21 protein-coding genes are annotated in these 25930 nt (G+C 65.2%); 16 read left to right on the top strand and 5 right to left on the bottom strand.

What is annotated here, in order from left to right; genetic code table 11:
- Nucleotides 1-35: 35 nt before the first annotated feature.
- The 8 genes from ACZ0BA_RS09690 to ACZ0BA_RS09655 all read left to right on the top strand — a co-directional run bounded on the left by ACZ0BA_RS09690 (nt 36) and on the right by ACZ0BA_RS09655 (nt 12735).
- Nucleotides 36-1406, top strand: a complete 1371-nt coding sequence (locus tag ACZ0BA_RS09690) for a glycoside hydrolase family 43 protein (RefSeq protein ID WP_463451071.1) — start codon at nt 36-38, stop codon at nt 1404-1406.
- A gap of 156 nt (nt 1407-1562) precedes the next feature.
- Nucleotides 1563-3818, top strand: a complete 2256-nt coding sequence (locus ACZ0BA_RS09685) for a TonB-dependent receptor (protein ID WP_463451070.1) — start codon at nt 1563-1565, stop codon at nt 3816-3818.
- Between the two features lie 23 nt (nt 3819-3841).
- Nucleotides 3842-5776, top strand: a complete 1935-nt coding sequence (locus ACZ0BA_RS09680) for a serine hydrolase domain-containing protein (RefSeq protein ID WP_463451069.1) — start codon at nt 3842-3844, stop codon at nt 5774-5776.
- Between the two features lie 27 nt (nt 5777-5803).
- A complete protein-coding gene (locus ACZ0BA_RS09675) occupies nt 5804-7786 on the top strand; it encodes a serine hydrolase domain-containing protein (RefSeq protein WP_463451068.1) in 1983 nt (660 codons plus the stop codon).
- Nucleotides 7787-7811: 25 nt separating this feature from the next.
- A complete protein-coding gene (locus ACZ0BA_RS09670) occupies nt 7812-9287 on the top strand; it encodes a M81 family metallopeptidase (RefSeq protein ID WP_463451067.1) in 1476 nt (491 codons plus the stop codon).
- A 77-nt stretch (nt 9288-9364) separates the two neighbouring features.
- Nucleotides 9365-10057, top strand: coding sequence for a helix-turn-helix domain-containing protein (locus ACZ0BA_RS09665; RefSeq protein WP_463451066.1), 693 nt, complete (start codon nt 9365-9367; stop codon nt 10055-10057).
- A gap of 206 nt (nt 10058-10263) precedes the next feature.
- Nucleotides 10264-11397 (top strand): NAD(P)/FAD-dependent oxidoreductase, encoded by a 1134-nt coding sequence (locus ACZ0BA_RS09660; protein WP_463451065.1) that lies wholly within the window; start codon nt 10264-10266, stop codon nt 11395-11397.
- 39 nt (nt 11398-11436) lie between these two features.
- The gene (locus ACZ0BA_RS09655) at nt 11437-12735 is read left to right on the top strand and encodes a peptide MFS transporter (RefSeq protein ID WP_463451064.1); all 1299 of its coding nucleotides are present in this window, start codon (nt 11437-11439) and stop codon (nt 12733-12735) included.
- A 152-nt stretch (nt 12736-12887) separates the two neighbouring features.
- Here the strand turns inward: ACZ0BA_RS09655 and ACZ0BA_RS09650 are convergent, their stop codons facing one another.
- Complete coding sequence (locus ACZ0BA_RS09650; protein ID WP_463451063.1) at nt 12888-13484, bottom strand: NAD(P)H-dependent oxidoreductase; 597 nt, start codon at nt 13482-13484, stop codon at nt 12888-12890.
- A 231-nt stretch (nt 13485-13715) separates the two neighbouring features.
- Here ACZ0BA_RS09650 and ACZ0BA_RS09645 point away from each other — a divergent pair, with 231 nt between their 5' ends.
- Nucleotides 13716-14579 (top strand): AraC family transcriptional regulator, encoded by an 864-nt coding sequence (locus ACZ0BA_RS09645; protein WP_463451062.1) that lies wholly within the window; start codon nt 13716-13718, stop codon nt 14577-14579.
- 21 nt (nt 14580-14600) lie between these two features.
- On the opposite strand, the gene ACZ0BA_RS09640 is transcribed toward ACZ0BA_RS09645, so the two are convergent.
- Nucleotides 14601-15065 (bottom strand): cache domain-containing protein, encoded by a 465-nt coding sequence (locus ACZ0BA_RS09640; RefSeq protein ID WP_463451061.1) that lies wholly within the window; start codon nt 15063-15065, stop codon nt 14601-14603.
- Between the two features lie 272 nt (nt 15066-15337).
- Here ACZ0BA_RS09640 and ACZ0BA_RS09635 point away from each other — a divergent pair, with 272 nt between their 5' ends.
- From ACZ0BA_RS09635 to ACZ0BA_RS09610, 6 genes are all read left to right on the top strand, one after another.
- The gene (locus ACZ0BA_RS09635) at nt 15338-16546 is read left to right on the top strand and encodes an ABC transporter substrate-binding protein (RefSeq protein ID WP_463451060.1); all 1209 of its coding nucleotides are present in this window, start codon (nt 15338-15340) and stop codon (nt 16544-16546) included.
- 37 nt (nt 16547-16583) lie between these two features.
- Nucleotides 16584-18266, top strand: coding sequence for an AMP-binding protein (locus tag ACZ0BA_RS09630; protein ID WP_463451059.1), 1683 nt, complete (start codon nt 16584-16586; stop codon nt 18264-18266).
- Nucleotides 18263-18931 carry a glutathione S-transferase family protein gene (locus ACZ0BA_RS09625; protein WP_463451058.1) on the top strand — a complete coding sequence of 223 codons (669 nt, stop codon included), beginning with the start codon at nt 18263-18265 and terminating at the stop codon, nt 18929-18931. Before ACZ0BA_RS09630 ends, ACZ0BA_RS09625 begins: the two co-directional genes overlap by 4 nt.
- A gap of 61 nt (nt 18932-18992) precedes the next feature.
- Nucleotides 18993-19658: a Crp/Fnr family transcriptional regulator gene (locus ACZ0BA_RS09620; protein WP_463451057.1), complete on the top strand. Its 666-nt coding sequence runs from the start codon at nt 18993-18995 to the stop codon at nt 19656-19658.
- 89 nt (nt 19659-19747) lie between these two features.
- Nucleotides 19748-20221 carry a (2Fe-2S)-binding protein gene (locus ACZ0BA_RS09615; protein ID WP_463451056.1) on the top strand — a complete coding sequence of 158 codons (474 nt, stop codon included), beginning with the start codon at nt 19748-19750 and terminating at the stop codon, nt 20219-20221.
- 10 nt (nt 20222-20231) lie between these two features.
- Nucleotides 20232-22460 (top strand): xanthine dehydrogenase family protein molybdopterin-binding subunit, encoded by a 2229-nt coding sequence (locus tag ACZ0BA_RS09610; protein ID WP_463451055.1) that lies wholly within the window; start codon nt 20232-20234, stop codon nt 22458-22460.
- A 56-nt stretch (nt 22461-22516) separates the two neighbouring features.
- Here the strand turns inward: ACZ0BA_RS09610 and ACZ0BA_RS09605 are convergent, their stop codons facing one another.
- Nucleotides 22517-22756: a 2-hydroxymuconate tautomerase family protein gene (locus ACZ0BA_RS09605; protein ID WP_463451054.1), complete on the bottom strand. Its 240-nt coding sequence runs from the start codon at nt 22754-22756 to the stop codon at nt 22517-22519.
- A 33-nt stretch (nt 22757-22789) separates the two neighbouring features.
- A complete protein-coding gene (locus tag ACZ0BA_RS09600; protein WP_463451053.1) occupies nt 22790-23530 on the bottom strand; it encodes an SDR family NAD(P)-dependent oxidoreductase in 741 nt (246 codons plus the stop codon).
- Nucleotides 23531-23693: 163 nt separating this feature from the next.
- Here ACZ0BA_RS09600 and ACZ0BA_RS09595 point away from each other — a divergent pair, with 163 nt between their 5' ends.
- Nucleotides 23694-24611 carry a LysR substrate-binding domain-containing protein gene (locus tag ACZ0BA_RS09595; protein WP_463451052.1) on the top strand — a complete coding sequence of 306 codons (918 nt, stop codon included), beginning with the start codon at nt 23694-23696 and terminating at the stop codon, nt 24609-24611.
- On the opposite strand, the gene ACZ0BA_RS09590 is transcribed toward ACZ0BA_RS09595, so the two are convergent.
- On the bottom strand, nt 24608-25879 hold the full coding sequence (locus ACZ0BA_RS09590; protein WP_463451051.1) for an aminotransferase class V-fold PLP-dependent enzyme: 1272 nt from the start codon (nt 25877-25879) through the stop codon (nt 24608-24610). The two genes, ACZ0BA_RS09595 and ACZ0BA_RS09590, sit on opposite strands and share 4 nt — an antisense overlap.
- Nucleotides 25880-25930 lie beyond the last annotated feature (51 nt).

Genomic DNA, 25930 nt, shown 5'->3' with positions numbered 1-25930 from the left:
GCCCGATCCTGCAACCCTGGCGGGCGGCGTTGCTCATGGCGCTCGCCATGGCGACGCCGCCCGCCACGGCCGCCAACCCCATCATCCAGACGCGCTTCACAGCCGACCCGGCGCCGTTGGTGCACGACGGCGTGGTCTACCTGTACACCAGCCACGACGAAGACGACGCCAGCGACTTCAAGATGCGCGACTGGCTGCTGTACTCGTCCACCGACATGGTCAATTGGACCGACCACGGTGCGGTCGCCTCGCTGGCCACGTTCCCGTGGGCGGTGCAGGACAACGACGCCTGGGCGCCGCAAGTAATCGCGCGCAACGGCAAGTTCTACCTGTACGCCCCGGTCAGCGTGGCCGGCTGGCCCAAGAATGTCATCGCCGTGGCGGTGGCGGACAACCCGGCCGGCCCGTTCAAGGACGTGCTGGGCAAGCCGCTGATCGACAAGGCCGAAGGCTTTTTCGATCCGACGGTCGCCATCGACGACGACGGCCAGGCCTATCTGTACTGGGGCAATCCGCACCTGTGGTACGTCAAGCTCAACGAGGACATGGTGTCGTACTCCGGCCCCATCGTCAAAAGCGACAGCAAGCCGGCCGACTACCAGGAGGGGCCTTGGTTCTACAAGCGGGGCAAGCACTACTACATGGCCTACGCATCGACCTGCTGCCCGGAGGGCATTGGTTACGCGATGGCCTCGTCGCCGACCGGGCCATGGCAGTACAAGGGGCCGATCATGGCCGCGAACGCCGCGTCGACCGGCAACCATCCCGGCATCATCGATTACAAGGGTAATTCCTACGTCTTCGGCTTTCACTACGAGTTGAATTTCGCCCAGGGGCCGGTGCATCGGGAGCGGCGCTCGGTCACGGTCGCCAAGTTCAGCTACAACGCCGATGGCACCATCCCGGCGCTGCCGTGGTGGCACCGGGACGGCGTCGAGCAGCTCGGACATCTCGATCCTTACCGCCGGGTCGAGGCGGAGACCATCGCCTGGACCTCGCGTATCAAACAAGACGTGGACCGTCCGTTCGACTGGGCTCCCGGCGTGCGCACCGCAAAGGGGCCGGGCACCGGCATGCACGTGGCCGACATCGTCGACCGCACCTATATCAAGGTGGCGGGCGTCGATTTCGGCGCAACCGGGCCCGCGCGCTTCGCCGCCAGCGTGGCCAGCGGCGGCAGGGGTGGACAGATCGAGATTCGCCTCGGCAACGTACAAGGCCCGTTGCTGGGCACCTTGACTGTGCCGAACACCGGCGGCTGGCAGAACTGGCGCACCGTCGAGACCGCCATCGGCCGTGCCACGGGCGTGCATGACGTGTTCTTCGTCTTCAAGGGGAAGTATCGGGCGCCGCTGTTTAACCTGGATTACTGGAGGTTCTTCGGCGGCGAGGCGCCCGCCGGCTAGCTATCATGCTCCGGTGCGGTGGGGTCTGGCGCGGGATCGCGTGTCTATTTTCCACAATAGAAAAAAATATTCGTATTTTCCATTTGTTCAAATTATGGAAAATAATGTAATATTTGGAAAACGGATTGGCCGCGGTCCCATCTCCAGGAGTGCATCATGTACCCAAGCGTAACGAAGCTGTCGAAGTCCACCCCACACGACGTTGCGCAAAGGAATGCATGGCCTGGCGGCTTGCCGCGCCGCCACGCCCTTTCCCTGGCCGTGGCCTCGGTCCTGTCGATAGGTTGCGCGCAGGCGTTGGCGCAGGCCAATGTCGCCGAGGAAGCACCTGCCGCCACCGGCGCCGGGATGGAAGTGGTCACCGTGAGCGCCACGCGTCGCCGCGAGCCCGTGCGCGACGTGCCGCTGCGCGTCGAAACGCTGGGCGCGGAGACGCTGGAGCGCTCCGGCGCCGCCTCGCTGACTGACTATGTCGGCTCGCTGCCAGGCGTGCACGTCGCCAGCGACGGCGGACCCGGGCGCGGACAGGTCAACATTCGCGGCGTGTCGGTCGGCAGCATGGGCTCACCCACAGTGGGCGTGTACGTCGACGAGGTGGCCTTCGGTTCGAGCACCAGCTTCGTCGGCGAGGCCGTATCGGCGCTGGACCTGTCGCTGCTGGACCTGCACCATGTCGAATTGCTGCGCGGCCCGCAAGGCACCTTGTACGGAGCAGGGGCCATGGGCGGCCTGCTCAAGTACGTGACCAACGACCCGGACGCCACCGGATTTTCCGGCAAGGCCGGCCTGGCGCTGCGCGAAAGCCGGGGCGGCGGCCTTGGTCACACGGAAAACGCCGTGCTTAACATCCCGCTGAGCGAAGGTGTGGCCGCGCTGCGCGTGGCGGCCTTCAACCAGCGCGACGGCGGCTACGTCCGCGCGACCGGCCGCGTCACGGGCGAACACGTCAATGACGGCACCACGCGCGGCGCGCGCGCATCGCTGCAATTCGATCCGAGCCGCGCACTGCGGGTGCGCCTGACCGCCACGCAGCAAAATATCGAACGCAATGGCACCAACGTGGTCCAGTATGACGCCGGCACCGGACAGCCGCTGTACGGCGACCTGACGCACCGGCTTTACCGGCCGGAACCCTACACCATCAAGACCGGCTTGTTCTCCGGCGACATCGAGTACGACCTCGGCTGGGCCAGGCTCAATGTGATCGGATCGCACCAGCGCTTCAAGGGCGCCACCGCGCTTGACGCCACCGAGATCCTCGGCGGCGAGGGCCTGAACTTCGGCGCGCTCGACAATACCATCGAACTGCGCAAGCGCACCGCCGAAGTGCGGCTGACTTCGGCGCGTGGGCCGCTGGAGTGGCTGCTGGGCTACTACCACAACAAGGAAACAGGCAACCGCGAGCAACGGCTGTGGGCGCAAATGGAAGACAATTCCGAGGCGACGCTGGTGACGTCGGGCCAGCCGTCGAACTTCATCGAGAACGCCGTCTATGGCGACTTGACATGGAATCCCACGCCGGCCTGGTCGTTCACGGTGGGTGCGCGCGCCGCCCGCAACCGCCAGGTCTACGGCACCGTGACCAACGGCATTAAAGATTTCGAGTCGCCCGGCAAGGACAGCTCCAAGACCTATCTGGCCACCGCGCGCTATTCGCTCGACAAGGTCAGCAGCGTGTACGCGCGCGCCGCCAGCGGCTACCGCCCCGGCGGGCCGAATCCGCCAGCGATCGACCAGAATGGCACCGTGGTGCCGGGCGCGCCGCTGTCGTTCGCGGCCGACACCTTGTGGAGCTACGAGCTGGGCTACAAAGCTGATCTGCTCGACAAGCGGCTCTCCGTCGAGCTGGCGCTGTTCGATATCCGCTGGAACAAGCTGCAGCAGCCGATCGCCGTCGGCGCCACCACGCTTACCGGCAACGCCGGCAAGGCCGAGTCGCGCGGGCTGGAACTTGCGCTGCGCTACAAGCTGAACGAGCGTTTCAGCATCGACGGCAGCCTGGCCTACACCGACGCCAAGCTGAAGGAAGACGCCCCGGCGCTGGGCGCATCCGGTGCGCGACTGCCGAACTCGGCCAGATTGTCGACGGTGCTGGGCGGGCGTTACAGCTTTGCTCCCGCAGGCAAGCCAGCCTATGTAGGTCTGAACTTGCGTCAGGTCGGCCAGCGCAATGCCGGCTTCGATTCGCCCACCACGTCGATACCGAATTTCCGCATGGCCGGCTACACGCTGGTCGACCTGCAGGCCGGCGTTGAGCTCGATGGCTGGGAGCTTGGCGCCTATGTCCGCAACCTGGGCGACAGGCGCGCTCTGAGCGGCGCCGACACCGCGTTGACGTCGTTCGGCGGGCCGCTGCGCGCGATCCCGGTACAGCCGCGCACGTTCGGCATGAACCTGTCGAGGGCCTTCTGATGGCGCGCCCGTCGGTGGTGAAAATGCTTGCCACACTGGCACTGGTCGTCTGCTGCATGGCGGCGTCCGCGCAAACACCGCCCACCGCGCCAGCAAGGACGGTGGCGCCGCCCGTACCGGCAGCCGCAGCGCCAATGCCGACGCCTGCGCCCGCGCGGTCGCTGACCGCCGCCGATGCCGAAAGCTGGCTGGACGGCATGATGCCGACCGCTCTGCGTATTGCCGGCGTGCCCGGTGCGGTGGTGGTGCTGGTCAAGGATGGCAAACCGCTGCTGCAAAAAGGCTACGGCTATGCGGACCTCGCCAAATCGGTGCCGGTCGACCCCGCCGCCACGCTGTTCCGGCCGGGCTCGATCTCCAAGCTGTTCACGTGGACGGCGGTGATGCAACTGGTGGAGCAGGGCAAGCTCGACCTCGATGTCGACCTCAACCGCTACCTCGACTTCAAGGTGCCCTCACGCGACGGCAAGGCGCTGACGCTGCGCCATGTGATGACCCACACCACCGGCCTGGAAGAGGCCGGCCGCGCGCTGATCGTCTACGACGCGCCCACGCCCGACACCGGCAAAGTGCTCAAGGACTACATTCCGCCATATCTGTATGAGCCGGGCACGACCGCCGGATACTCGAACTGGGCCACGTCGCTGGCCGGCTACATCGTCCAGCGCGTCTCGGGCGAGGCCTTCGACGACTACATCGAACAGCACATCTTCGGGCCGCTGGCGATGCGCCAGGCGACGTTCCGCCAGCCGTTGCCGGCCCGGCTGCAAAGCCTGATGTCGCGCGGCTATCCCAGCGCCGACGAGGAGGCGAAAGGATTTGAGGTGGTCAACATGCCGCCAGCCGGCAGCCTGGCAGCCACCGGCGCCGACATGGGACGCTTCATGCTGGCCTACCTGGGCCAGGGCGAGCTCGACGGCAAGCGCATCCTGCGGCCGGAGACGGTAAGCCTGATGCAGACCACCATCACGCGCGCCATGCCGGACCTCAACGGCATCGGCCTGGGCTTCTACCAGCAGGACATGAACGGCCATCGCGCGGTTGGGCATGGCGGCGACACCAATATGTTCCATTCGGACCTGATCCTGTTGCCGGACGACGGCCTTGGACTGTACGTGTCGGTCAATTCGCCCGGCCGCCACGATCAGGGCAAATGGCTGCGCGAGCACCTGTACCGCGAGTTTGCGGACCGCTACCTGCCCGATACGCGACCGCCGGCCGGACCCGGCGTCGACCTCGCTACGGCCGAGGCGCACGCCGCCATGCTGGCCGGCGCCTACCGCACCACGCGGCGTGAAGATTCGACTTTCCTGTCGCTGTTGCAGTTGCTCAGCCCGTTGCGGGTGGAGGCTGTGGAACAGGGCCGCGTGGCGATCCAGATCGGCGGCAGCCGGGGCGTTTTCCGCGAGGTGCGCCCGTTCCTGTGGCAGGAGGAGCACGGCAAGCGGCGCCTGCAGGCGATCGTCAAGGATGGCAAGGTTGTGCGGTGGGGACTGGAGCCGTACGCGTTCGCCTTCGTGTTCGAACCCGTGCCTTTCTTGGCCGGCACCGGTGCGCTGGTGCTGCTGCTGGGCGCGCTCGGCGTGGTCGTTGTCACCGTTCTCGCGTGGCCGGTCGCCGCACTGGTGAGGCGGCGCCACGGCGCTGCGTCCCCGGCGCGGCCGGCGCTTTGGGTGCGGCTGGCCGCTTGCCTGGTGCTGGTTGCCATCGCGCTGTGGACGGCCACCGTCGCCATGACCGAAGAGTTGGACCCAAGCACGTTGCTCACGCTGGCGCAGGCCTGCACCTTCGTGGCCTTCGTCGGCGGCCTGTTGGCGGCGCTGTGGCATGCACGCATTGTTTTCGCCAGCGGCGGCAGGTCGGCACGGGTGCTGGCCGTCCTGTGGGTGCTGTCGTTCGCGGTTTTGGTGGCGATCGGCTGGTATCACCATCTGTTGAGCTTTAACCCCCACTACTGATCCACCGATCCGCTGAAGGAGCGTTACATGAAATTACGCAGCATGTTCTCGGCCGCCGCCATGCTTTGCCTGATGCTGGATGCGGCGGCGCAAGTGCCGCCGATCGATCCGCAAGTGCCGCCGACGCCGCAAGCGTCCGCGCCGGGCGGTCCCGGGCGGGACGCGGTTGCCGGTCGGGCGCTCGACGCCACCGACCTGTCGGCCTGGCTCGACGGCAGGGTGCCGTATGCGCTCAAAAGCGGGGAGATCGCAGGCCTGGTCATCAGCGTGGTCAAGGACGGCAAGGTGCTGCTGGAAAAAGGTTACGGCCTGGCCGACATCGCCGCCGCCGCGCCGATGGACCCGGCCACGTCGCTGGTGCGGCCCGGCTCGACATCCAAGCTGTTCACGTGGACGGCGGTGATGCAGCTGGTGGCCCAGGGTAAGATAGACCTCGACCGCAGCGTCAACGACTACCTGGACTTCAAGATCGACGAGCGCTTCGGCAAACCGGTGACGATGCGTCACCTGATGAACCACCGCGCCGGCTTCGAGGAGGGCATCAAGGACTTGCTCGGCTTCGACCCGGCGCAAGCGCAGACGACCGAACGCTATCTCAAGGAGCATCCGCGTCCGATGTTGTTCGCGCCGGGCGCGGTGCCCGCGTATTCCAACTACGGCGTCGCACTGGCCGGCTACATCGTCCAGCGCGTCTCGGGCGAGCCGTTCGAGACCTATGTCGAGCGCCACATCTTCCGCCCGCTGGGCATGCTGCATTCGACCTTCGTGCAACCGTTGCCCAAGGGGTTCCCGGGCCGGCTATCGAAGGGCTACCGCACCACGGCCGATGCGCCGTCGGAATTCGAACTGGTGATCACCGCGCCGGCCGGGGCGCTGACGACCACCGCCGCTGACATGTCGCGCTTCATGCTGGCCCACCTGGGCCAGGGCGCGGTAAACGGCGCCCGCATCCTCGATGCGGCCACAACGGCCCGCATGCACAGTCCCAGCGAAGCGGGTCCGGCCGGCTTCAACGTGATGGCGCACGGTTTTTTCCGTGGTACGCAAAACGGTCGCGACGTCATCGGCCATGGCGGCGACACCATTGTCTATCACACCGAGATGAATTTGCTGCCGGGCGAGGGCGTCGGCATCTTCTTCACGTTCAACAGCCGTGGCAAGGACGACGCCGTGTACGGTGCGCGCAAGGAACTGTTCGACGGCTTCATGGACCGCTATTTCCCTGCGGCGCCTGGCGTCACGCCGCCCGCGCTGGCGTCGGCCGTGGCCGATGCACAGCGCATCGCCGGCAGCTATCAAAGTTCGCGCCGGGTCGAACACGGCTTCCTGAGTCTGCTGTATCTGCTGCAACAAAGCACCATCACCGCGCATCCCGATGGCACCATCAGCGCACCCGAGGCGACCGGCGGTATCGCCACCTACCGCGAGATCGGCCCGCAGCGCTGGCGCAAGGTCGGCGGACAGCAAACGCTGATGCTGACCGAGGTGGACGGCGTCAAGACGGTCATCGACAGCGACAACCCGGTATCGGTGCTGCAGGAGGGAACGGTGCTGCGCTCGGCGGCGCTCAATCTGGGCGTGCTGGTGTTTTCCGTGCTAGCGCTGCTGTGCGCGCTGCTGGCATGGCCGCTGGGCGCACTGTTGCGCCGGGCCGACCGCGCCACCAGCGGCGCCACGCCGGAGGTCCGCAGGCTGCGCCGTCTGCAACGCGGCGCCGTGGTCGTGGCCTTGCTGTATCTGGGCGCGTGGTTCTTGCTGATCATGCCCTTGCTGAGCACCGACGTTGGCGTCTACCGCACGGCAATCGACTGGGTGGTAGGCGCGCTTGAGCTGAGCGGCCTGCTGGCTGTGGCTGCGGCGGGTGTCGGCGTGTGGGTGGTGTGGCGCATGTGGCGCGCCGGCGCCAGCGGGCTGTCGCGCGCCTGGGCCGTGCTGGTGGCGCTGGCCTTGCTGGGCGTGGTGTGGATAGGCGTGGTTGGCCAGTTGATGACGTGGAACCTGAATTATTGAATAACGACGCGCATCGGAGCACCACATGAAATTCTTTATCGCGCATTTCGCCACCGAGACCAATACCTTCGCTGCCGCGCCGACCGGGCTGGGCGACTTCGAGGAGATCGGCATCTTCCACGGCGACGCCAGCAGTCGTGACCCGGAAGGCACGGGTTCGTTTCTGCGCTACCTGCGCGGGCTGGTCGAGGCCGACGGCGGCGAGGTGGTTGAAAGCCTGTGCACACTGGCCCAGCCAGGCGGGCGCACGGTACGCCACGTGTACGAGACGTTGCGCGACGAGATCCTCGCCGATTTGCGGGCGGCGTTGCCGGTCGACGCCGTGCAATTGCTGCTGCACGGCGCCATGGCCGCCGAGGGCTACGACGATTGCGAAGGCGACCTGGTTGCGCGCATCCGCGACATCGTCGGTCCGGACGTTGCTGTCGGCATCGAGCTCGACCTGCATTGCCATTTCACCCGGCAAATGCAGGCGGCGGCCGACGTGATCATCGCGTTCAAGGAATATCCCCACACCGACACAGAGGAACGCGGCCTTGAGCTCTATCGGCTGCTGTCGGACACGGTTGCGCGCCGCGTGCGCCCGGTCACCGCCGTGTTCGACTGCAAGATGATGGGCTTGTGGCACACCACGCGCGAGCCGATGCGCGGTTTTGTCGCGCGAATGGTCGAGGCCGAGCGCGAGCCTGGCGTGTTGTCGGTGTCTCTCGGTCACGGTTTTCCTTGGGGCGACGTGCCGGAGGCGGGTGCCAAGTTGTGGGTGGTCACCGACAACGACCCGGCGTTGGCGCGGTCGGTGGCTGAACGATTGGCGCGCGAATTCTGGTCCCTGCGCGAACTGACCGGGCCGCAGGTGGTCGGCATCGACCAGGCGCTTGACGATGCGCTCGGCGATGCGGCCGGACCCGGCCCGGTTGTGCTGGCCGATATCGCCGACAACCCCGGCGGCGGCGCGGCCGGCGACAGTACCTTCATCCTGCGCAGGCTGATCGAGCGCGGCGTCGGCAACGTGGCCCTCGGTGCGATCTGGGATCTGGGCGCGGTGCATATTTGCCGCAGCGCCGGGGTCGGCGCGCAACTGGCATTGCGTGTCGGCGGCAAGTGCGGGCCGCAGTCGGGCCAGCCGGTGGACCTGCGCGTTACTGTGCGCGCGGTCGTCCCCAATCACAGCCAGGGCGCGCTGGGTGCGCGCGAGCGGCTGGGCGACTGCGTCTGGGTCGAGGCGGACAACGGCCTGCATCTGTTGCTGTCGTCGATACGCACCCAAACCTACGGCACCGACGCCTTCACAGGCATCGGCATCAGCCTGGCCGATAAGGCCATCGTCGTGGTCAAGTCGACGCAGCATTTTTACGCCGATTTCGCGCCGCTGGCGCGCAAGGTGATCTACGTCAGCACGCCCGGGGCGATGAATGTCGACTTCGCGGCCATCCCATACCAACTGTTCCCGCCTGATTACTGGCCCCGCGTGGCGAACCCGCATGGCGCGGCAGGAATTTAGCGTCCTGGAAAAGCGGCCCGCCGAGTTTTCAATCCGGGCAAGGGCGTCTATAATAAGTGCTCTTACAGGGATGACGCATGGCCACTAAACGCGCGAGCACGCACGGCACGGAACGGGACGGCGATCTGGGCGAATCGCTCAGGCGCATCCGCAAGGAGCGCGGGATGACCTTGATCGAGGCGGGCGCCAGGAGCGGCATGCCGATGTCGACGATCTCCAAGATCGAAAACAACAAGATGTCGCTCAGCTACGACAAACTGCTGCGCATTTGCAAGGCGCTGGAAGTCGATATTTCGCAGCTGTTCAGCGGCGCGGCCGCCGTCGGCAAACCGGCGGCGCCTGCCGCCAGCGGGCGCCGCAGCATCAACCGGCGCGGTACCGGCTACGCCATCAACACGCCGAATTATTCGCACTTGTACCCGGCGGCGGACCTGCTCAACAAGCGCGCCGTGCCGATCATCGCCGAGATCCATACGCGTTCTCTGGCCGAGTTCGGCGAGATGATCAGCCATCCGGGCGAGGAGTTCGCCATGGTCCTCGAAGGTACTGTCGATCTCTACACCGACCTGTACGCGCCGGCGCGGCTTGAGACGGGCGACTCGATCTACTTCGACAGTGGCATGGCGCACGCGTACATCGCCGTTGGCGACGGATGCTGCCGGGTGCTGTCGGTCTGCACCTCGGACGAGCCCAATCACGAAGCCATCTACACCGCGTTGATGGAAGCGCCAGCGGATCAGCCGCCGGTGGTGAAAAAAGCCAAAAAGTAATCGCGTCTGCCAGCGTCGCATTTGCGCGCGTATTTTCCGATCTTGAAAGCAGCTGGTCCGGCCCTGGCCGGCCTGCGTTTGCTCCGTTGCGCTCGCGGTACGTACGGCGCACGCGGAAATATCAAAAAACGCTTGCGTGCCTTCTCGGACTCACCTATCTTTCGTATACAGAAAATTTTCTTATTTCGAAAAATATAGGGAATCGCATGAGTCAGGACATCGCGGACTTCATCGTTATCGGCGCCGGCATCGGCGGCGCCTCGGTCGCTTACTGGTTGTCGCGCCAGGCGCGCGTGATCGTGCTGGAGGCTGAAACCCAGCCGGGTTATCACAGCACCGGGCGCTCGGCTGCGCTGTTCATGGAAAGCTACGGACCGGACCAGGTGCGTGCGCTGAGCCGCGCCGGCATCGACTTCTTCAAAAATCCGCCGGCCGGCTTTTGCGAACACGCGCTGCTGTCGCCACGTGGCGCCTTCGTGTTCGCCGGTCCCGGCCAGGAGGCCGCGCTCGACGCCCATGAAGCCTCGGTACGCGCCACGTCGTCGGCGGCGCGGCGCCTGGACGCGCGCGAGGCGCTGGCGTTTCTGCCGGTGCTGCGGCCGGATCATGTCATCGGCGGTGTGCTGGAGCAGGATGCCTCCGACATCGATGTCGACGCGCTGTTGCAGGGCTTCTTGCGCGGCACGCGCCAGCATGGCGGGCGCACGGAGTACGACGCGGCCGTCACCGGTTTGCAGCGCGCCGACGGACAATGGACCGTCTCCACCGCGCGCGGCGTCTACCGCGCCCCGGTGATCGTCAACGCCGCCGGCGCCTGGGCCGACGCGGTCGCGCGGCTCGCCGGCGCCGACCCGGTCGGACTGGTGCCCAAGCGCCGCTCCGCGTTTCTGTTCACGCCGCCGGAGGGCGTCGCGTCGTCGCACTGGCCGTTGTTCCTCGATGTACAGGAATCGTTCTACATCAAGCCGGACGCCGGAATGCTGCTGGGCTCGCCATGCAACGCCGACCCCGTCGCGCCGCACGACGTCCAGGCGGAGGAACTCGACATCGCCATCGCGATCGACAACATCGAACGGATGACGACCTTGCGCATACGGCGCCCGTCGCATGTGTGGGCCGGCCTGCGCAGCTTTGTCGCCGATGGCGAACTGGTGGGCGGCTACGACCCCAAGGTTCCGGACTTTTTCTGGGCGGCGGGGCAGGGCGGCTACGGCATCCAGTCGGCGCCCGGCGCTGGGCGCTACTATGCATCGGTATTATTAGGCGAAGGCGCCGGAGCGCTGCCGGCTTTGCCCGGCTTCGACCCCGCCCGTATCAGTCCGGCGCGTTTCGCATGCTGACGCGCGCCGCCATGCCCAACTTGCCTGCGGACGACGCTCATGCGTGACAACGACACCTGGTTCGGCCAGCCCAAGGGCTTGACGATACTGTTCCTGACCGAGATGTGGGAAAAGTTCTCGTTCTTCGGCATGCGCGCGCTGCAAATCTATTACATGACCAAGGAGCTGCACTACACGCAGGCGTTTTCCTCGGTGGTGTTCGGCGCCTACGCGGCAGGCGTTTATCTGACGCCGATCTTCGGCGGCCTGATCGCCGACCGCTGGCTGGGCCGCAGGAAGGCCGTTATCGCAGGCGGTGCGCTGATGGCTGCCGGTCACTTCATGATGGCGTTCGAATCGTTGTTTTTCCCGGCGATGGTCGTCATCGCGGTCGGCAACGGCTTGTTCCTGCCCAATCTACCGAGCCAGGTGCCGCTGTTGTATCCCAAGGGCGATCCACGCGCCGGCGCCGCCTTCAATGTCTATTATGTCGGCATCAACCTTGGCGCCTTCCTGGCTCCGCTGATCTGCGGCACGCTTGGCGAGGTGTACGGCTGGCATTACGGCTTCGGCGCGGCCGGCATCGGCATGTGCCTCGGTTTGGCGATCTATATTTTGGGCGGCAAGCATCTGCCCGCCGAAGCGTCCAGGGGCGGCGAACGGCACGCGCCGGTGGCCGATGGCGACGGTGGCGGCAACATCCGCATGCTGGTCGCCGTCGCGCTGGCCGTCATGTTGTTCCGCGTCGCCTACGAACAGACCGGCAACACCTTTGCCGTATGGGCCGACGCTTCGGTGGCACGCCAGGCGTTCGGGCTGACGATCCCCGTCACCTGGTTCCAGTCGCTCAATCCGATGTTCGTCTTCCTGCTCAGTCCGATACTGGTGCGCGTCTGGAACGGCCGCGCCGCCAGGGGCATGGCGACGCCGGCGCTCGAACGCATGAGCAAGGGCGCGATCGGCGTCGGCGCCGCCTACGCCTTGCTGGCGGCGTTGATCGTGGTCAGCGGCGCCGGCGGCTACTCCATCAGCTGGCTGTGGCTGGTTGCCTTCTTCGCCATCTTCACGTTGGCCGAGTTGTACATTTTGCCCGTGGGGCTAGGCCTGTTCGCCAGCCTGGCGCCGAAGCGCTTCGCCGCCACCACCATCGCCGCCTGGTTCTTCTGTTCGTTCACCGGCAACCTGCTGTCCGGCTTCGCCGGCGCGTTGTGGGAGCGGGTTACGCCGCAAGGCTTCTTCATGCTGATGGCTGGCATCTGTACCCTGTCGGGCTTGGCGCTGTACGCCATCCACCGCGCGCATCGGTCAAGGGACGGGGTTTCTCCAGCGGTCGCTCTTCACGTTGACAATCCCGCCTAAAGCGCGATAACGGCGCCGACCTGGAGTGGAATGCGCGACGCCAGTGTACGGCCTATGCCGTCACGCCGGCGCTGCTGGATATTGCGGCGTGACGAATTGCGTGGCACGGCGGCACTCTGTAAAGCCTTGGTAGCGGCGATGACGCGTCGATCCTAGTCCAGCCCTAGCACGGCGAGATGTTTGCGCAGCCGGACGACATCACCCTCGACGTCGGGCTGCTTTACCACGTCATGGCAGGAGAAGGCGGGCAGGATCTCCGCACCGCAGAACTTGTAGTTGGCCGTGTTGGCCACGAACACATCGTCGACGGTCTTGCCGTCGAACAGCGATTGCCGAGGCTCGCCGAAGGCCGCTGCGGGCGCGTTCCACGTCAGCGACAGCATGTATTTCTTGCCCTGCATCTTGCCGCCGCTGCCGTATTGCTTGCTCGGATCGTCGCGGGTGCGCCCATCGTCGGTCAGTAATCTCTGCTGCACGAGACCTGCAGTGAACACCTCGTCGACATATTTCTTGTAGATCCACGGTGTGCCGAACCAGTACACAGGCGTTTGCAGGACGATCAGGTCGGCCTCCACGTGTTTTTGCACTTCAGTGGCGATATCGTAGCCTTCTTGTATCGACGTTTCCAGTACTTGGTAACCCCGTTGCGACAGTTCCTCCTTGATGACGCCAGCCATCTTGTGGTTCAACTTACCGGTGGCGAAGCCTTCGTAGAACTGGTGCGCATTAATAATAAGTACTTTTTTCATCGTTGATCCTGGTGATAGCCGTGGCGGCTAATTGTTGCTGAGTGCCGACATTGTGCCGCCACCCTGGTCGAAACCGGTTGCCGGATCCGATGGGCTTTTTGCCTAATTTGACGAGTCGTCGCGCCGGGCCGAAAACCGCCCGGCAAGCCGTGCTACGCTCTGGGCTATTGGCTTGGACGCGAGGATGCGATGAATGTTGGAGTGGAAACGCCATCGGCGGCGGAAGACGATTTGGCTGATTTGATCAGTGAGATTGCCCAAACCGATGGCGAGTACGCGACTCCGGTTCCCGAGTTGATGCTGTACCGGCGTAGCGCCGCGACCGACCCCATGCCTTGCATATACGGCATGGGACTGGGCATGACGGTGCAGGGTGAAAAGCGCGTGACCCTGGGCAGCGACATCCACGACTTCATGCCGGGGCAAACCCTGGTGACGTCGGTCGACCTGCCGGTGGTCGCCTATGTGACGCGCGCGAGCCCGGCCAAGCCGTATTTGGGCCTGTGGCTGCAACTCGACGCCCGCATCATCGGGCAGGTGGCCGCCACCATGGATTTCCCCACGCCGGCGACGACCGGCCCGTCCCTGGGGATGACCGTCGCCACGCCGGATGCCGGCCTGCGGCGCGCGTTGATCCAACTGCTGCGCCTGCTGCGGGAGCCGGCGCTGGTCCCGCTGGTGGGACCGCTGGTGCGGCAGGAGATCGCCGTTCGCCTTCTCGCGGGTGAACACGGGCCGACGTTGCGCCGCCTCGTCATGGCCGGCTCGCCAAGCCAGCAGATCGCCAAGGTGATCGGCTGGCTGAAACAGAACTTCACGAAGAATTTTCCGATGGACGACCTGGCCGCGCAGGCGCACATGAGCCCGTCTACTTTCCGCCAGCATTTCCGCGAGGTGGCTGGCATGAGCCCGCTGCAATACCTGAAGCAGCTGCGTCTGCAGGACGCCCGGCAATTGATGCTCAACGAGGACATCGACGCCGGCAGCGCCGCCATGCGGGTGGGCTACGAGAGCGCCTCCCAGTTCAGCCGCGAGTACACGCGCCTGTTCGGCGCGCCGCCGCTCAGGGACATCCGGCGCCTGCAGGAGTCGTGACGGCCCGCTTTATTGTTCGCGTTATTGTTTATAGATGCCGCAACCGATGACCAGATCGTCCACCTTCTCGACATAGGTCGATTTCGGTTCGATCGCCTTGGTGACCGGATGCGGCCATTTGTAGTCGACCCAGCCTTTGCCTTTGGCCTTGGCGACGTCGAGCATCATCTTGATGAAGAGTTTGTCGTCCGAATCCTTCAGGGCGGTCAGGTCTTTGCCGATCAGTTTGGCGTTGGCGCCGTGCGCCAGCATCTTGCCGTTCATGTCCATGACGAATACGTACAGGTCGCGGTCCTTGAACTGGGCTGCCGGGTCGTTGAATGCCGCGTACGATTTGGCCGGGCCGTTCGCCTTCAGATACTCGGCGGCGCGCTGGACCAGCGCGGTGGCCTCGGCGGCGGTGCCGCGGTCGTCGGCCGCGAACACCGGAATGTGGAAGGCCAGCACGCAGGCCGCGACGGACATCGACTTCAGCAGTTGTTTCATTCTCGTCTCCTTGAAAGATAGTCTTATGGTCTTGGTGCCCCGCGCCGTCCAGTCTGTTTCTGCGCATCCCCATCGTAGTCCGTCCTTTGGCCCGAAAATGTAACGGCATCGACAATTAGCCTGCGCAGCGTCAAAACGTTGCACTAAAACAACTCATAAAAAACCGCCCAATTGTCGCCGCACGGACAATTCGGCAAAAACATCGGTGCTACGCTGATTGTTGACTTACGTTTACGTAAGCGTAAAAAAACAGAACAAAACGGAGACAAACCATGAAGCTTACGCAAATGTCGCTGGCCGCCGCCATGCTGACCGCCGTCACGGCCGGCGCCACCGCACAGGTCAGCAACGACACCGTGAAAATCGGCGTGCTCACCGACCTGTCCGGCCTGTACTCGGACTTGTCGGGGCAGGGCTCGATCGTCGCGGCGCGCATGGCGATCGAGGACTTCGGCAAAACCGTGCTCGGCAAGCCGGTCGAATTGATCTCTGCCGACAGCCACAACAAGGCCGACGTCGCCGCCAACAAGGCGCGCGAATGGATCGACCAGCAAAACGTCGACGTGCTGATGGACCTGGTGCCGACCAACGCGGCGCTGGCCGTCATGGACATCGCCCAGCAAAAGAACAAGCTCGCCATCGTGGTCGGCTCGGCCTCGAGCGTCATCTCCAACGAAAAATGCACCAGCACCAGCGTGCACTGGATGTACGACACCTATTCCAGCTCGGTCGGCACCGGCAAGGCACTGCTCAAGCGCGGCGGCGACAGCTGGTTTTTCCTCACCGCCGATTACGCGTTCGGCAAGTCGCTGGAGAAGGACGTCTCCGACGTGGTCACCGCCGGCGGCGGCAAGGTGCTCGGCGCGGCCAGGCATCCGTTGAACAGCAACGATTTTTCCTCGTACCTGATGCAGGCGCAGGCGTCGAAGGCCAAGGTCGTCGGCCTGGCCAACGCCGGCGGCGACGCCGTCAACGCCGTCAAGCAGGCCGGCGAGTTCGGCATCGCCGCCAAGGGCATGGTGGTGGCGCCGCTGTTGATGTTCATCAGCGACGTCCACGCCATCGGCCTCAAATATGCGCAGGACATGTACCTGACCGAGGGCTTTTACTGGGACTATAACGACGGCACGCGCGCCTGGTCCAAGCGCTTCTTCGCGATCCAGAAGAAAATGCCGACGATGGCGCAGGCTGGCATGTACTCGGCCGTGACCCATTATCTGAAGGCGGTCAAGGCGGCCGGCACCGACGACACGGCCGCCGTCATGAAGAAGATGCGGGAGCTGCCCGTCAACGACGTCATTATTCCGAAGGGCACCTTGCGTGCTGACGGCCGAATGGTGCACGACATGCTACTGTTGCAAGTGAAAAAGCCGGCCGAGTCCAAATCGCCCTGGGACTATTACAAGGTGGTGGACGTCATCCCCGGCAACGAGGCGTTTCGCCCGCTGGCGCAGTCGGGTTGCCCGCTGGTGAAAAAATAGTCGAGACAGCGAGTGGCGCTAGCCACAAGGAGATTTTATGCAGGAAAATTTGAGCTACGTACACGGCGCCCACGACGTGCCGCTCATCGGCGTGACGATCGGCCCGTATCTGGCCTCGGTGGCCGCGCGCCACGGCGACAGCGACGCGGTCGTGGTGCCGCATCAAAACGTGCGCTGGACCTACCGCGAGTTCGACGAACGGGTCACCCGCGTCGCCGCCGGCCTGCTCCGGCTCGGCCTGCGGCCGGGCGACCGGGTCGGCATCTGGTCGCAGAACTGCGCCGAGTGGGTGCTGGTGCAGTTCGCCACCGCCAGGGCCGGCCTGATCATGGTGAACATCAATCCATCCTACCGGCGTTCCGAGCTCGAGTACGTGCTCGACAAAGTGCAATGCAGCGCGCTAATCCTGGCGCCGGCGTTCAAGTCGAGCGACTACATCGCCATCGTGCGCGACGTCGTGCCGGCCATTCACCACGCCCGGCCGGGCGCCTTGCACTCCGAACGGCTGCCGCATCTGCGCCATGTGATCCGGCTTGGCGACGAACGCACCGACGGCATGTTCAACTTCAGCGAGTTGCTGGCGCAGCCGACGGATGAGCAGCTCGCGGACCTGGCGCGGGTGGAAGAGGGGCTGCAGTTCGACGATCCGGTCAACATCCAGTTCACTTCCGGCACCACCGGCGCCCCCAAGGGCGCGACCTTGACGCACCACAACATCCTCAACAACGGCTTCTTCATCGGCGAGGCGATGCGGCTGGATGCCAACGACCGGCTCTGCATTCCAGTGCCGCTGTACCACTGCTTCGGCATGGTGCTGGGCAACCTGGCCTGCGTCACGCACGGCGCCGCCATGGTGTTTCCAGGCGAGGGGTTCGAGCCCAAGGCGGTGCTGGAGACGGTGCAGTCCGAACGCTGCACGGCCCTGCACGGCGTGCCGACGATGTTTATCGCCATCCTCGACCATCCGGAGTTCGGCAACTATGACCTGTCGACCTTGCGTACCGGCATCATGGCCGGCTCGCCATGCCCGGAAGAGGTGATGAGCCGGGTCATCGGCACCATGCACATGAATCAGATCACGATCGCGTACGGCATGACGGAGACGTCGCCGGTCAGCTTCCAAAGTTCGGTTGACGACCCGGTCGCGCTGCGCGTGGCGACGATCGGCCGCGTGCATCCGCATCTCGAGGTGAAAATCGTCGACGGGTCCGGGCGCATCGTGCCGCGCGGCGTCAAGGGCGAGCTGCTCACGCGCGGCTACTCGGTCATGCTCGGTTACTGGGGCGACGACGAGAAGACCCGCGAGACCATCGACGCGGCGCGCTGGATGCATACCGGCGACCTGGCCGTCATCGACGAGCAGGGCTATGCCACCATCGTCGGCCGCTCCAAGGACATGGTCATTCGCGGCGGCGAGAACATTTATCCGCGCGAGGTCGAGGAGTTCCTGTACCGGCATCCCAAGATCCAGGACGTGCAATGCGTCGGCGTGCCGGACAAGAAATACGGCGAGGAGCTGTGCGCCTGCGTCATCCTGCGCCCTGGCATGCAGGCCGACGCCGACGAAATCCGCGCCTTCTGCCAGGGGGAGATCGCCTACTACAAAGTGCCGCGCTACATCGTGTTCGTCAACGCCTTCCCGATGACGGTGACCGGAAAGATACAAAAATTTGTGCTGCGCGAACAGGTCGCCGGCGACCTCGGGCTCGCTGCGGCATGATCGGCTTATACCACTGCGTCGCGGCGCGCTCGTTCAGGCCCCTGTGGGCGTTGGAAGAGCTCGCGCTGCGCTATAAGTTGAAGATGCTCGCCTTTCCGCCCCGGTTCACCGACAGAAGCTATCTTCAGCTAAACCCGCTCGGCACGGTGCCGTTGCTGTGCGACGGCGACCTGCGCATGACGGAATCGGCCGCCATCTGCCACTATCTTGGCGTAAAGTACGGTCCCTCGCACCTGATCGTCGGGCCGGAGGAGAACGATTACGGGCCGTTCCTGAACTGGCTGCATTTCGGCGAAGCGACGCTGACGTTTCCGCAAACGATAGTGCTACGTTACGAGCGGCTGGAAGCGGCCGGGCGCCGCCTGCCGCAGGCCGTCGCCGATTACCGCCGCTGGTTCCTCGGCAGGCTGAGGACCTTGGAGCCGCTGCTGGCGGCACAGGACTGGCTCTGCGCCGGCCGCTTCACGATGGCCGACATATCGGTCGGCTACGCGCTGCTGCTGGCTGACTATCTGGGGTTGGAGCCGGAGTTTCCGGAATCGGTACGGTATTATTGGCGGAGATTACAGCAGCGGGATGGGTACGGCCGAGCCCGTGCTGCGGAGATCGCCGCCGCCACTGCGCAAGGTGTCAGCGTCATTCCCGCTCCATTGCAGTCGCCGTGAACAAACCCCTGAATTGTAGACAATGGCGAGTGAGCAGATCGAAGCATTCATAGCATCTTCCTTGTGGGGCCGTAACTTGACTGCGCAGCAGTTGCGGCGGGTACTCGCCGACACGTCGGAGTTGCTGGCCGAGGGCGGGCAGACCGTCTGCCATCGCGGCGTGCGCGCCGAATATTGGTATGGCGTGGTTGAAGGGCTGGTGAAGGTTTCCAATGTCACGAGGGAGGGGCGGCCTACCTCGCTGATCGGTATCCCCGCCGGCGGCTGGTTCGGCGAAGGCTCGGTGCTGAAGAACGAGAATCGTCCCTACGATGTGGTGGCGCTACGTGCGAGCCATCTGGCCCAGGTGCCGGCCGCCACCTTCCACTGGCTGCTGGGGTGCAGCCTGCCGTTCAACCGGTTTTTGATCGAGCAGTTGAACGCTCGCCTTGCGCAGTTTGTCATACGCGTTGAGCACTTCCGGTCATCCGGGCCGGAACGGCATGTCGCGCACTGCCTGGCCGAGTTGTTCAATGCCGAGCTGTATCCGGGCACGGCGACGATGTTGCGGATTTCGCAGGAAGAAATCGCTTTGCTGGCCGGGGTGTCGCGCCAGCTGGTGAACCGCGCGCTGCGCCGGCTGGAGGACGCGCAACTGCTGCAAGCCAGCTATGGCTCGATCCGGATACTCGACATCGCGGCGCTGCGCGCCTTCGCTTCCGAGGCGGATGGAAAACCATCGGTTTAGGCAAGATATCGGTCGGATTCGGCAACCGGTTTCAGGCCGGTCGAAGTCATACTTCCAGTGGATAAAATTTCACTGGAGATACGCTTACCATGACCACACTCAATGTCAACGGCAGCCCGCGCGCCATCGATGTCGACGCCGAAACGCCCATCCTGTGGGCGCTGCGCGACACGCTCGGGCTGACGGGCACCAAGTTCGGCTGCGGCGCGGCGCTGTGCGGCGCCTGCACCGTGCACCTCGACGGCCAGGCGGTCCGCTCGTGCGTCACGCCGGTCTCCGCTGCCGAAGGCAAGAAGATCACCACCATCGAAGCGGCCACCGACGGCAGCGACCGCGTCGGCAAGGCCGTGCACGCGGCATGGGTCAAACACGACGTCGCCCAATGCGGCTACTGCCAGAGCGGCCAGATCATGAGCGCCATCGCCTTCCTCAAAACGCTGCCGCGCGGTAAGCAGCCGACCGTCGCCGAGATCGAGTCCGCGATGGCCGGCAATATTTGCCGTTGCGGCACCTACGCCCGCATCCGCGCCGCCGTCGCCGACGCCGCCCGCACCCTCGCTTAAAGGAATCATCATGCTGACCAACTTCAATCCCAAGGAATTGCCGCGCGCGCTGCAAAACATGATCGAGCGCGAGGAGGGTACGGCAACGGCCAGTCCGCCGCGCCGCGCCTTCCTTAAAATCGTGGGCTTGTCCGGCCTGGCGCTGGGGACGTTCCCGGGCATGGCGATGGCGCAGGAGGCCACCGGCCTGAAACCGACCGAGCAGCCGCTGGCTTTCGTCCGGATCGCACCGGACGGCGTTGTCACGGTGACCATCAACCGGCTCGAATTCGGCCAGGGCGTGCAGACCGGGCTGCCGATGATCCTCGCCGAGGAACTGGACGCCGACTGGTCGCTCGTCACCGCGCGGATGGGCACGGACGATCCGGCGTATATCGATCCGGTGTTCGGCATGCACATGACCGGCGGCTCCGGCGCGATCAAGCACAGTTATACCCAGTACCGCGAGCTGGGCGCGCGCGCCCGCGCCATGCTGCTGACGGCCGCCGCCCAGCGCTGGAACGTCGACGTGGCGACCCTGCGAACCCGGGCCGGCAAGGTGCTGGGGCCGGGCGGACGCCAGTTGGGTTACGGCGAGCTGGCGCAGGCCGCCGCCGCGCTGCCGGTGCCGCAGAACGTGGTGTTGAAGGATCCCAAGGACTTCCGCATCATCGGCCGCGCCACCGGCCGCATCGATGCCAAGGCCAAGAGCAGCGGCAAGCAGGCGTTCGGCATCGATACCCATCTTGAAGGCCAGCTGACGGCCGTGGTCGCGCGGCCGCCGGTGTTCGGCGCCAGAATCAAGTCGGTGGACGACAGCGCCGCGCGCGCCATCAAGGGCGTGCGCGCCGTGCTGCGCGTGCCGCTCGACCGTGGCGCGGAAGGCGTGGCAGTGGTGGCGGACGGCTACTGGAACGCCAAGCGCGGGCGCGACGCCCTGAAACTGGAGTGGAACACCGACGGCGTCGAAAAGGTCGACAGCGAAAAGCAGCTGGCCCAGTACCGCGAGCTGGCCGGCCAGCCCGGCAACCGCAAGTTCGACGCCGACATGGCGCCGCTGGCGGGAGCCCCGCTGAGCATCAAGGCGGACTTCGTGTTCCCGTACCTGGCGCATGCGCCGATGGAGCCGCTGAACTGCACCGTCAAGCTCGACGACGGCGCCGCCGAATTGTGGACCGGCACCCAGATGCCGGGCCTTGACGCCGCCGCCGCCGCGCGCGTGCTGGGTCTCAAGCAGGACAAGGTCAAGATGAACGTGGCGGTGGCCGGCGGCGGGTTCGGCCGCCGGGCGGTGCCAACCAACGACTTCGTGGTGGAGGCGTGCCAGATCGCCAAGGCCGCCCGCGCGGCCGGCGTGATGGCGCCGATCCGCACCGTCTGGAGCCGCGAAGACGACATCCGTGGCGGCTACTACCGCCCAATGCATGTGCACCGCGCCCACATCGGCTTCGACGCCAGCGGCAACGTGCTGGCGTGGGACCACGCGATCGTTGGCCAGTCGATCACGGCCGGCTCGCCGTTCGAGCCGTTCCAGGTGAAGAACGGAATCGACGGCACCGCCACCGAAGGCATGCGCGATCCCTACCCATTTCCGATGCGCCTGACCGTGCACCATCCGAAGCAGAACGTGCCGGTCCTGTGGTGGCGCAGCGTGGGCTCCAACCACACGGCCTTTGTCATGGAGACGCTGGTCGACGAGATCGCGCGCATGACCAGGCAGGACCCGGTGGCCTACCGCATGCGCCTTCTTAGCCCGAAGCAGGCGCGCCACCGCGCGGCGCTGCAACTGGCCGTCGACAAGAGCGGCTACGGCAAGCGCCGCTTGGCGGCCGGGCGCGCGTGGGGCGTGGCGGTGCACGAGTCGTTCGACAGCGTGGTGGCGTATGTGGTCGAGGCGTCGGTCAAGGAGGGGGAGCCGGTGCTGCACCGCGTCACCGCCGGCGTGCACTGCAACCTTGCGGTCAACCCGCGCAGCATCGAGGCGCAGGTGCAGGGCGGGGCGGTCATGGGATTGTCGATGTGCGTGCCCGGCGCGGCGATCACACTCAAGGACGGCGTGGTCGAGCAAAGCAACTTCGGCGATTTCGCCGTGCCCCGGATGACCGGCATGCCGGCCGTTGACGTGCACATCGTGCCGAGCGCGGAAGCGCCCACCGGCATCGGCGAACCGGGCCTGCCGCCACTGGCCCCCGCGTTCGCCAACGCCATCGCCCGCCTGACCGGCAAGCCGGTGCGCGATATGCCGTTCAAGCTGGCCTGAGGGCGTTGCGCAACGGCTGGGGCGCCGGTGTTCAAGTCCGAGCGGGCGGCGGGGCGTTAGCCCGGAACACTCGTTTCGCTGCCGTCTCCCTCCGCCCGCTCTCGCAGGCGCCGGGTGGTGATGTTCTCGCGGTTCAGGCCCCAGCTGTCGGTGTCGATCTCGTCGATGATGACGAAGGTCGTCGCCGGATCTTTGTCCAGAACGCGCGAGAGCAGGTCGGTGGCGCCTTCGATCAACGCCAGTTTCTGCGCCGGTGTCGTGCCTTCTTTGGTGATGCGGATATTTACGTATGGCATAGCAAGGTCCTTTTGTGAGGGTTGATCGGCAAGTTACCAGGTACCGGCGGCGCCGCCGCCGTCCACCACCATCACCGTGCCGGTGGTGAAGGACGAGTTGGTCAGGTAGAGCACGGCATCGACCACATCGCGCGTGGTCCCGATCGCGCCGTTTGGCGCCAGCGTTTTGAGGAAGGCCTGCGTGCCCGCATCCTTGCTGTGCAGTGGCGTATCGATGCTGCCGGGAGCAACCGCGTTCACCCGCACGTTCGACGCGGCCAGCTCGATCGCCAGGCCACGGGTGGCGTGGTTCAGGCCGCCTTTGATCAGCACTGGCAACAGCGCTGGAACCTTCACGTTCGGCTGCATGGCGATGCTTGCCGTGATGGTGATGATATGGCCGTCGCGGTTCGCGCTCATGTGGCTGGCTGCGGCTTGCGATGGGTAGAAGAAGCCGTTCAGATTGGTGCTGACGATCGCGTTGACGTCGGCCTCGGTGTAGTCGACTACCGGCTTGGCCAGGAAGATGCCGGCGTTGTTGACCAGGACATCGACCTTGCCGAAGGCGGCGATGGCCTCATCGAACAGCGCGGTGGCGGTCGCGGGCAGCGCGATGTCGCCGGCGACCAGCAGGAAATTGTCCGGATTGCCCAGTTTGTCGGCGGCGCTTTGCAGGCGTTCGATGGTGCGCGCGTTGCCCACCACGTTATAGCCGAGTTCCAGATACGCTTCAGCCAGTGCGAAGCCGATGCCGCTCGATGCGCCGGTGATGATGGCAGTCTTGTTCGATTTCATGGTGTTGCTCCTTAAGTAGTAGAGGTTGTGCCGGCCGACGGTGTTCTGTTGCGGCATGTAACCAATATACTTATTCTCGTCGGTGTCATAAATGGCTCTGCAAGAAGATTACTTGATACATGATGTAATATGTTCGCTTGGATACTGATCGGGGATATCTGAGATGAAACGCGATTTTGACGACATGCAGCTGGGCAGCATCGACCTGTTCTGCCAAGCGGCCGAGTTGAGCAGTTTTACGGCGGCGGCAAACGCGGCCGGTGTCACGCCGGCGGCGGTGAGCCGGTCGATCGCGCGGCTGGAAGAACGTCTGGGCGTGCGCCTGTTTGTCCGCACCACACGGCAGATTCGTCTGACCGAGGGCGGCCAGCGCTATTACAAGCAATGCCGCGAAGCGTTGTCGCAGCTGCTCGAAGCCGAGCGCGAGGTGACCGGCGAGCAAATCGCGCCGGCCGGATCGCTGCGCATCAGCGTGCCCACGCCTTACGGACATTACCGATTGCTGCCGCTGCTGCCACGCTTCCGCACGTTGTACCCGGACGTCAAGGTGGAGGTCCATCTCAGCAACCGTAATGTCGATTTCGCCGAGGAGAGTTTCGACATGGCGATACGCGGGCGCGATCCCGCCGACTCGTCGCTCATCGCCCGCAAGCTGGAGGATGCGGAACTGGTGCTGGTCGCGGCGCCGTCGTATCTCAAGCGCAAGGGCACGCCCGCGTCCATCGAGGCGCTGCAAGCGCACGAATGCATCCAGTTCGACCTGCCGAGCACGGGGCGCAAGATACCGTGGCCGTTCATGGTCGATGGCGAACGGATCGAGGTGGTGACGACGGGCGGCTACACCTGCGCAGGGGACGTGCTCGGCATTGTCACCCTGGCGCGCAGCGGCGCCGGCGTCGTGCAGACCTACCGCTACATCGTCGAACGCGACCTGGCCGATGGCACATTGCTCGAGCTGTTACCGCAGCACGGCGGCACGTCGCGGCCGTTCATCCTGCTGTATCCGCACGCGCGCCATCTATCGCTGCGGGTGCGCAGCTTTGTCGATTTCCTCGCGCAGCATCTCGGGCCCCGCAGCTAGCTGGCCGCCACTTGCCCGACGGCCGCCGCCAGCTTATCCAGGTGCGCCAACGGCGTGAACACTCCCGGCGTCACGCGCACGCAGCTGCCGCCCACCGCTCCGTGGCGCACCACCGTGAAGATGCCGAACTGGTCCATCAGTCGCCGCGCCAGCGCGATGTTCTGCTCGCGCGTGCCTTGTCCACGCAGCCGGAACGATGTCACCGCGCCCGACATGCCGTCCGTGTCCGGCGTCAGGACCTCGACATTACTCAGGGGCCTCACACGGCTGACCCAGTAATCGCGCAGATAACGCAGGCGCGCACCCTTGGCCGCCGTGCCGATCTCTTCGTGCGCCCGCAGCGCCGACGGTATCGTCATGATGGTCGCGGAGTTCAGCGTGCCGGAGTGGACACGCGAGCGGATGTCGTTGGTATCGTAGTCGCGGTCTCCCATGTGCACGCCAATGTCGGCCAGCCGTGCTTTCCGAATGTGGATAAAACCCAGCCCCAGCGGCGCACCTACCCATTTGTGCAGGTTGCCGCCGATGAAGTCCGCCTGCAGATCGGGCAGCCGGTAATCCAGCTGCCCCCACGATTGCGCGACGTCGACAATGACGTCCACGCCGCGCCGCTTGGCCATGCGTGTAATGTCGGCCACCGGAAACACCAGCCCGGTCCGGTGACTGATATGCGTCAGCAGCAGGAGTTTGGCGCGCGGATTGGCGCGCAGCGCGGCTTCATACGCGTCCAGCACCGCTTGGCGTGTGGCGGGCTCGGGTACGCGGACGACGGGGGCACGCGCTCCACGCCGTTCCGCCAGGTCGTTCATAGCGTACTGCATGGCGTCGTAATCGAGGTCGCCGTACAGGATGGTGTCGCCTTTGCGCAGCAGTTTGTAGTTGGAGATGAGGTTTTGCAGCGATTCCGTGGCGCCGCGCGTGAGGGCGATTTCGTCGACCGGCACCCCGAGGTGGCGCGCCAGTTGCAGGCGGATCGCTTCGGTACCGTCGCCGTCGAAACTTTGCCGCAGCAGCCGCGAGTTGTCGCGGTTGAGAAGGTCGATGTTGCGTTTGAAGTCATCCGACACCTGCTTGCTCATGATGCCGTAGTAAGCGTTTTCGAGATTGATGAAGTCGCCGCTGACCTCGTAGTGGGCCGCGATCTTGCTCCAATAGGCTTCATCGTCGGGAGCGGGCGTTGGCGTTTGCGCGCGCAAGTCTTGGGCGGCGGCGAGCGCCGCGATGGCGGAACCGTGCAGGAAGGATCGGCGGGTCAACGTCTCGGTCATGGTTGTATCCGGTAGGGGAGGTAGAGTGATTCTAACCGCCCCGACCGCACA

The organism is Duganella sp. AC917, from assembly GCF_979258245.1.
The sequence above is the reverse complement of the archived record's forward strand: the minus strand, read 5'-3'. Positions and strand labels throughout refer to the sequence as shown.

Excerpts from the sequence above, each read along its gene's own strand:
- ACZ0BA_RS09615 (WP_463451056.1), top strand. The coding sequence starts at position 19,748 with ATGACCACACTCAATGTCAACGGCAGCCCGCGCGCCATCGATGTCGAC.
- ACZ0BA_RS09605 (WP_463451054.1), bottom strand. The coding sequence starts at position 22,756 with ATGCCATACGTAAATATCCGCATCACCAAAGAAGGCACGACACCGGCG.
- ACZ0BA_RS09590 (WP_463451051.1), bottom strand. The coding sequence starts at position 25,879 with ATGACCGAGACGTTGACCCGCCGATCCTTCCTGCACGGTTCCGCCATC.
- ACZ0BA_RS09655 (WP_463451064.1), top strand. The coding sequence starts at position 11,437 with ATGCGTGACAACGACACCTGGTTCGGCCAGCCCAAGGGCTTGACGATA.
- ACZ0BA_RS09640 (WP_463451061.1), bottom strand. The coding sequence starts at position 15,065 with ATGAAACAACTGCTGAAGTCGATGTCCGTCGCGGCCTGCGTGCTGGCC.
- ACZ0BA_RS09650 (WP_463451063.1), bottom strand. The coding sequence starts at position 13,484 with ATGAAAAAAGTACTTATTATTAATGCGCACCAGTTCTACGAAGGCTTC.
- ACZ0BA_RS09675 (WP_463451068.1), top strand. The coding sequence starts at position 5,804 with ATGAAATTACGCAGCATGTTCTCGGCCGCCGCCATGCTTTGCCTGATG.
- ACZ0BA_RS09625 (WP_463451058.1), top strand. The coding sequence starts at position 18,263 with ATGATCGGCTTATACCACTGCGTCGCGGCGCGCTCGTTCAGGCCCCTG.
- ACZ0BA_RS09610 (WP_463451055.1), top strand. The coding sequence starts at position 20,232 with ATGCTGACCAACTTCAATCCCAAGGAATTGCCGCGCGCGCTGCAAAAC.
- ACZ0BA_RS09665 (WP_463451066.1), top strand. The coding sequence starts at position 9,365 with ATGGCCACTAAACGCGCGAGCACGCACGGCACGGAACGGGACGGCGAT.
- ACZ0BA_RS09670 (WP_463451067.1), top strand. The coding sequence starts at position 7,812 with ATGAAATTCTTTATCGCGCATTTCGCCACCGAGACCAATACCTTCGCT.
- ACZ0BA_RS09660 (WP_463451065.1), top strand. The coding sequence starts at position 10,264 with ATGAGTCAGGACATCGCGGACTTCATCGTTATCGGCGCCGGCATCGGC.
- ACZ0BA_RS09680 (WP_463451069.1), top strand. The coding sequence starts at position 3,842 with ATGCTTGCCACACTGGCACTGGTCGTCTGCTGCATGGCGGCGTCCGCG.
- ACZ0BA_RS09685 (WP_463451070.1), top strand. The coding sequence starts at position 1,563 with ATGTACCCAAGCGTAACGAAGCTGTCGAAGTCCACCCCACACGACGTT.
- ACZ0BA_RS09600 (WP_463451053.1), bottom strand. The coding sequence starts at position 23,530 with ATGAAATCGAACAAGACTGCCATCATCACCGGCGCATCGAGCGGCATC.
- ACZ0BA_RS09595 (WP_463451052.1), top strand. The coding sequence starts at position 23,694 with ATGAAACGCGATTTTGACGACATGCAGCTGGGCAGCATCGACCTGTTC.
- ACZ0BA_RS09690 (WP_463451071.1), top strand. The coding sequence starts at position 36 with ATGGCGCTCGCCATGGCGACGCCGCCCGCCACGGCCGCCAACCCCATC.
- ACZ0BA_RS09630 (WP_463451059.1), top strand. The coding sequence starts at position 16,584 with ATGCAGGAAAATTTGAGCTACGTACACGGCGCCCACGACGTGCCGCTC.
- ACZ0BA_RS09635 (WP_463451060.1), top strand. The coding sequence starts at position 15,338 with ATGAAGCTTACGCAAATGTCGCTGGCCGCCGCCATGCTGACCGCCGTC.